Origin of the sequence: Devosia sp., from assembly GCF_036406155.1 — a bacterium.
Lineage (GTDB): Bacteria > Pseudomonadota > Alphaproteobacteria > Rhizobiales > Devosiaceae > Devosia_A.
This window is the reverse complement of record NZ_DASWVV010000229.1, coordinates 1-6,120: the sequence shown is the minus strand read 5'-3', so window position 1 is coordinate 6,120 and position 6,120 is coordinate 1. Positions and strand designations below refer to the sequence as shown.

Annotated in this window: 7 protein-coding genes; 6 read left to right on the top strand and 1 reads right to left on the bottom strand. The window is 66.4% G+C overall.

All coding sequences use genetic code 11. From position 1 onward, the window contains the following. The 6 genes from VGD93_RS16065 to VGD93_RS16040 form a co-directional block, all read left to right on the top strand. The coding region (locus tag VGD93_RS16065; RefSeq protein ID WP_395013178.1) for an FCD domain-containing protein at positions 1–413 on the top strand (413 nt) is incomplete at its 5' end. A gap of 74 nt (positions 414–487) precedes the next feature. After that, complete coding sequence (locus VGD93_RS16060; protein WP_395013177.1) at positions 488–1,498, top strand: ABC transporter substrate-binding protein; 1,011 nt, start codon at positions 488–490, stop codon at positions 1,496–1,498. 35 nt (positions 1,499–1,533) lie between these two features. Beyond that, the gene (locus VGD93_RS16055; RefSeq protein WP_395013176.1) at positions 1,534–2,310 is read left to right on the top strand and encodes an ABC transporter ATP-binding protein; all 777 of its coding nucleotides are present in this window, start codon (positions 1,534–1,536) and stop codon (positions 2,308–2,310) included. Continuing rightward, positions 2,300–3,145, top strand: a complete 846-nt coding sequence (locus tag VGD93_RS16050; RefSeq protein ID WP_395013175.1) for an ABC transporter permease — start codon at positions 2,300–2,302, stop codon at positions 3,143–3,145. Before VGD93_RS16055 ends, VGD93_RS16050 begins: the two co-directional genes overlap by 11 nt. 14 nt (positions 3,146–3,159) lie before the next feature. Next, positions 3,160–4,077: a fumarylacetoacetate hydrolase family protein gene (locus VGD93_RS16045; protein WP_395013174.1), complete on the top strand. Its 918-nt coding sequence runs from the start codon at positions 3,160–3,162 to the stop codon at positions 4,075–4,077. Between the two features lie 15 nt (positions 4,078–4,092). After that, entirely contained in the window at positions 4,093–5,364 is a 1,272-nt protein-coding gene (locus tag VGD93_RS16040; RefSeq protein ID WP_395013173.1) for a M20/M25/M40 family metallo-hydrolase, read from the top strand. 24 nt (positions 5,365–5,388) lie between these two features. Here VGD93_RS16040 and VGD93_RS16035 read toward each other — a convergent pair whose 3' ends face one another. Further along, on the bottom strand, positions 5,389–6,072 hold the full coding sequence (locus tag VGD93_RS16035) for an LLM class flavin-dependent oxidoreductase (RefSeq protein ID WP_395013179.1): 684 nt from the start codon (positions 6,070–6,072) through the stop codon (positions 5,389–5,391). Positions 6,073–6,120: the final 48 nt, after the last annotated feature.

Here is a 6,120-nt window from a genome sequence, read left to right as displayed (position 1 = left end):
TGGCGCTGAAGCTGAGCATCGAGCGCGGCGACGTGGCGTGGGAAAGCCTTGTGCTAGCGTCGTTTCATCAGCTCGCGGCGATCTCGGCCAAGAACGACAACGGCTCGCTCGACCCGGAGTGGGAGCGCCGCCACAAGGCATTTCACTTCGCCCTGACCTCGGCCTGCGGATCGGAGTGGCTGTTGCAGTTCCGCGAGATGCTGGGGGATCAATGGGCGCGCTATCGCAGCTTGTGCATCCAGTACACCCGACAGAAGCGCAACGTGCTGGAAGAGCACAAGGAAATCATGGAGGCGGCCCTGGCACGCGACGCCGACGCGGCGGCGTACCTCATCGGCCGGCATATCGGCCGGTCCACCCAGATCATCCTCGATTCCGACGCAACCCTGTTCATGGTCGACGATCCCGAATAGTGGATATTCGAATATCGCGTTGACATTCGAATATCCGGATGCGACAGTGGCGCCGTTCGAAATGGGAGGACCTCATGAACAAGCGCCATTCCTGGTTGCGCAGGGTGATCTTTGCGGCGGCAGCCACGGCTCCGTTCCTGCTGCCGATGCCGGTTGCCGCGCAGGCGCCGCTCAAGCCGCTCGTCGTGTTCGCGCAGCCGCTGCCGCTGTGGGACTCGGTATGGGTCGCCGATGCCAAGGGCTACTACAAGGACGAGGGCCTCGACGTGCAGTTCCGCATGTTCCCGTCCGGCACGACCTCGCTGCAGACGTTCCGCGCGGGGGAAGGCGAGATCAATTTCGGCGGCGACCTGCCGGGCGTCCAGTACTGGCTCAACAACGACAAGGACTATCGTGTAGTCGCCGTGCTGGAGCGCGACTCCAAGGGCTACCTCGTCACCGCGCGCAATGACATCAAGGCGCCGCAGGACCTCAAGGGCAAGACCGTGGCCACGCGGGTCGGCTCGACCGGGTCGTGGTTCATCTCGGAATACCTGGCCCGCAATGGCCTGTCGGCAGACGACGTCAAGATCACCAACCTCGACACGCAGGTGATGCCGACGGCGCTGTGCCACGGCGACATCTCCGCCTTCTTCATCTTCCAGCCGTTCGGCCAGCGCGCCATCGAGATCTGCCCGAACGACGTGCACAACCTGTCCACCGCCGAGGGCTATATCCGCGGCTATGCGGTTGCGGCCGCCCGCCCGGAATGGCTCGCCGATCCGGAGAACCAGGACAAGCTGGCCCGCTTCCTGCGCGCGACCAAGCGGGGCGCCGAGGATGCCGCCGCGGACCTCGCCGGCGTCCAGAAGATCATGGCCGAACGTTTCGGGCTGTCCGAAGAGGCCACCCGGTCGCAGTGGGAGATCAACGAGCGCGTGGTCGGCATCGATGACACCTTCTACGCCGACTATTGCAGCCTGGCCGCATGGATGAAACAGGAAGGCCTGCTCACCACGCCGCTCGATTTCGCCGAGTTCGTCGACGGGCGCGCCCTCGCAGCCGTGGACCCCGGCCGCTTCGACCAGCCGCCGGCAGCCTGCTGAGCCGGACGGATAGCTGCGAACGGAGAGGGGCAGGCATGCTGCAGATCACCGGTGTTTCCAAGACCTACGGCTATGGCGACGACGCGCAGCTGGCGCTCAGCCCCCTCGACCTCAGCATCCGCCCGGGCGAATTCGTCAGCCTGCTGGGTGCGAGCGGCTGTGGCAAGACCACGCTTCTCAACATCCTCGCCGGCTTCGAAAAGCCGACGACCGGACAGGTTGTCCTCAACGGGCAACCGGTCCGGGAGCCGGGGCGCCAGCGCATGATGTTCTTCCAGGATTCGACGGAGGCCCTGTTCCCCTGGCTCACCGTCGAGGAAAACATCGAGTTCGGGCTGCGTATCGCCCGCATGCCGGCCGGCCAGCGTGCCGCCATCGTCGACAACTTCCTGACGATGGTCGGTCTCGCCGCCCATCGCAAGAAGTACCCCTCGCAGCTTTCGGGCGGCATGCGCCAGCGCGTGCAGGTCGCCCGGGCACTGGCCATCGACCCCGACATCCTGCTGATGGACGAGCCTTTCGCTGCACTTGATGCGCTGACCAAGCGGCGCATGCAGCAGGAACTGCTCGTGATCTGGCAGCGCACCGGCAAGACCATCGTCTTCGTCACGCACGACATTGCCGAAGCCATCGTGCTGTCGGATCGCATCCTGGTGATGACGCGGGGGGTCGGCACGGAGCGCATCCGCGAAATCCCGGTCGACCTGCCGCGGCCGCGCAGCCCGGCTCAGGCGGCTTTCGGCGAACTGTTCAATCGGATCGAAGGACTTCTGAGCCATGACGGCGAACCGGGAGGCAATTGTGGCCATTAGCGCTGCCAGCACCCACGAGGCCGCGGCCTCGCCGATCCTGCCGCCCTGGTACGCGCGCCCGCAGTTCCGCCTGCTGCGCTCGGCGATGATGCTCGGCGCCTCGATCGCGCTGGCGCTGACGCTGTGGCAGCTGGTCACCGTCCTCATCGGTAACAAGTACCTGTTCCCGTCCTTCGTCGACGTGTTCCGGGCGGCGGTGCCGATGATCCTGTCCGGCGAGCTGCTCGGGCACACCGCCATCAGCCTGTTGCGGGTCGCCATCGGCTTCACCCTGGGGTCGGCCCTGGCCGTGGTCCTCGGCGTATTGATGGGGCGGCTGCGCGTCCTCAACGAACTGCTCGATCCCGTCATCGAAGTGCTGCGCTACCTGTCGCCCACCGCGATGATCCCGATCGCCGTGATCTGGCTCGGCATCGGCGAGGGCTCCAAGTATTTCCTGATCTTCTGGGGGACGTTCTTCGTCGTGCTGGTCAACACCCTGGCCGGCGTGCTGAACATGCCGCTGGCGCGCCAGCGGGCCGCGCAGTGCCTCGGGGCCTCGCAGTTCCAGATCTTCATCAGGATCGTGGTGCCGTCGGCGATCCCCTACATCTTCACCGGCATGCGCATCGCCATGGCCTCGGCGTTCATGAGCATCATTCCCGCCGAGATGCTCGCCGCCGATTCCGGCCTCGGCTACCTGCTGCAATCCTCCGGGCTTCTGCTGCAGACCGACCGCATCTTCGTGGCGCTCACCACCATCAGCATCCTGGGCTTCCTTTCGGACCGCCTGTTCCGCGCACTCGCCGGTCGCACACTATCCCGCTACATGGCCGCCGGCCGCATGACTCAGTGAAAGAGGAATACGCCTTGAAACTCGCAACTTTTCGCCCTCACGACGCCACCGGTCCGCGCATCGGTGTGCTGGTGGACGACGTCATGGTCGATCTCAACGCCCGCAGCGGCGGCGAGCTGCCGGCCGACATGATCGCCTTCCTGCGCCTTGGCGAAACAGCGATGGCGAAGGCGCGTACGATCGCCCGCGCCGGCGGCGGCACCGCCGCCGACGAGTACCGGCTCGACCAGATCGAGCTGCTGGCGCCGGTGCCGCGCCCGGGAAAGATCATCCACACGGGCTGCAACTTCCAGTCGCATCTGGCCGAGCTGACCGGCTGGAAGGCCCCGGAATGGCAGATGCACAACTGGGGCTCGTTTCATACCGAGCACCCGACCGGCTTCCTCGAGGCCCCCTCTTCGGTCATCGGCGACGGCGCCAGGGTCGAAAAGCCGGTCTTCACCAAGCAGCTCGACTACGAGATCGAGATCGGCATCGTGATCGGCCGCGAGGCCAAGAACGTCTCGGTCGAAGACGCCTTCGACTACGTCGCCGGCATCACGGTGTTCAACGATTTGTCGGCCCGCGACATCCAGGCGCGTGAGCACGCCAACAAGATGGTGATGCTCGGCAAGAGCTTCGACGGCTCCTGCCCGCTGGGGCCCTATCTTGTTACGCTCGACGAACTGCCCCGCGATCTCGATCTCGAGATGCGGCTGACGGTGAACGGCGAGGTGCGGCAGCACTCCAGCACCGGTCACATGCGCTTCAATCCGGCCCAGCTGGTCTCGTGGTGGTCGCTGACGACGCTCGAACCGGGCGACGTCATCACCAGCGGCAGCCCGGCGGGCGTCGCTGCCGGCATGGACACGCCGCAATGGCTGCAGTCGGGCGACACGGTCGAGGCCCATGTCGCCGGCATCGGCACGCTCACCACCCATATCGTCGGCTGATCGAGGGCAAGGCAGATGGCTAACGAAACGCATGCGGACCTCGTCAGGAAAGCGACGGATCTGATCGACCGGGACCGCCTGGTCAACCTGACGGTGGAACTGACCAATATCCCCAGTCCCACGGGCTTCGAAGGCGACATGGCCCGGGCCTATCACGAGGTGCTGCGCTCCGTCGGCTTCGACGCGACGCTGCAGTCGATCGGTGACGAGCGCTACAACGCGATCGGGCGGCTGCAGGGGGAGGGGGGCGGCAAGTCGCTGATGTTCAACGGCCACCTCGATACCTCTTTCGGCCCCGAACAGGCGCATCGCGGCATCGGCTACCAGTGCAAGGGCACGGTCGTCGACGACGAGTGGATCTACGGCATGGGCGCCTTCAACATGAAGTTTGCCCTTGCCAACTACGTCACCGCCGTCGAGGCGATCCGCAGGGCCGGCATCAGGCTGGGCGGCGACATCGTCATTGCCGGGGTCGCCGGCGAGATCGAGAAATCGCCGGTCAACGATTACGAGGGTCGCCAGTACCAGGGCTATGGCGTCGGCACCAAATACGCCATCACGCACGGCGCGGTCGCCGACTACTGCATCCTGGGCGAGCCCACCAACATGGTGGTCGTACCCCGCCATTGCGGCACGGCGTGGATCAAGATCAGCGTGCCGGGCCAGCTCATCCACACGGCGTGGTCGGATATCGAGCGCAATGCCATCAACAAGGCGCGCGTTGTCCTCGATGCCATCCACGCGTGGATTCCCGACTACGTCGCCCGCAATGCCCTTGGCGACTTCCGGCCGCGGGTGAACGTCTCCGCGATCGAGGGCGGCTGGCCGTGGCGCGGTGCGCGCACCCCCGACAATTGCGTCATCTATCTCGACGTCCGCACCCTGCCGGACACGCCGCCGCTGCAAGCCTTCAACGAGGTGCGCGACCTGGTCAGGGCGATAGTCCGCCAGCACCGGCATCTTGAAGGCACGAAAGCCGAGATCTTCGTTTCGGCCCCGGGGACATCGATTCCCGACGAGCATGAGCTTGTCCAAGCCATCGTCGCCGCGCACACCAACCAGCTCGGCAAGACGCCGGAGATGGGCATCGAGACCTGGTACAGCGACGCGGCGCATATGAACCGCTACGGGATCGCCACGGTGAACTACGGTTCGGCCGGGCGTGTCCGCACGGGCGGCGCCGGCTTTTCCACCGCGCAGGGCGAACATGTCCACATCGGCGACATGGTCGATATCGTCAAGGTCTATATCGAAACCGCGCTGGCCCTGTGCGGCGTGGCCGAGTAGCGCCCGGCCACGCACCCATGCGCGTCAGGCCGCCCGGGCGCGGAGCGCGGGCAGCACGTCGCGGCCGAAGGCCTCGATGAAGGCCTGCTGGTTGCGGCCGACATGGTGCAGGTGCACCTCGTCGGCCCCGAGGGCGGCGAGGGCCGCGAGGCGGTCGCGATGCGCGCCGAGGCTGGCCGAGACGTGCACCGCCCGACCGATCGCAGAATCGGTCGCGCCGGCGGCGATGACGTCGAAATCGGCGGGGCGGCGCACGTCCCACCGAGCGTCGCCGCCCACCACGGCGTGCGCCCACTCGGCGCGCGCCTCGGCCAGCGCTTCGGCGTCGCTCGGCGCCCAGCTCAGCGCCGTCTGCACAATGACGGGCTTCCCCTCGCCGCCATTGGCGCGGAAGGCCTCGATCACGCGGCCGGTGTCCTCCGGCGTTCCCGCCGCGACCAGCAGCCCATCGGCAAGCCCGCCGAGAAAACCCGCGGTTTCGGCGCTGACGGCGGCGCCGTAGAGCGGCACGGGCCGTTGCGGCCGCGAATAGAGCCGGGCCTCGATGACGCAGACGCGGCCGCGATGGGTGACCGTGTCCCCGGCGAGGAGCGCCCTGATCACCGCGAGGCACTCGGCTAGAGCGGTTCGGCTCTTTTTTGAATCGCAGGGGATTCCGGTTTTGGGGTGTTTGTGATTCAAGATGCTGACTGGTGAGGAGGCCAGCATCTGATGAGACCTCTTTCCAATGATCTTCGGGAGCGGGTTGTAGCGGCG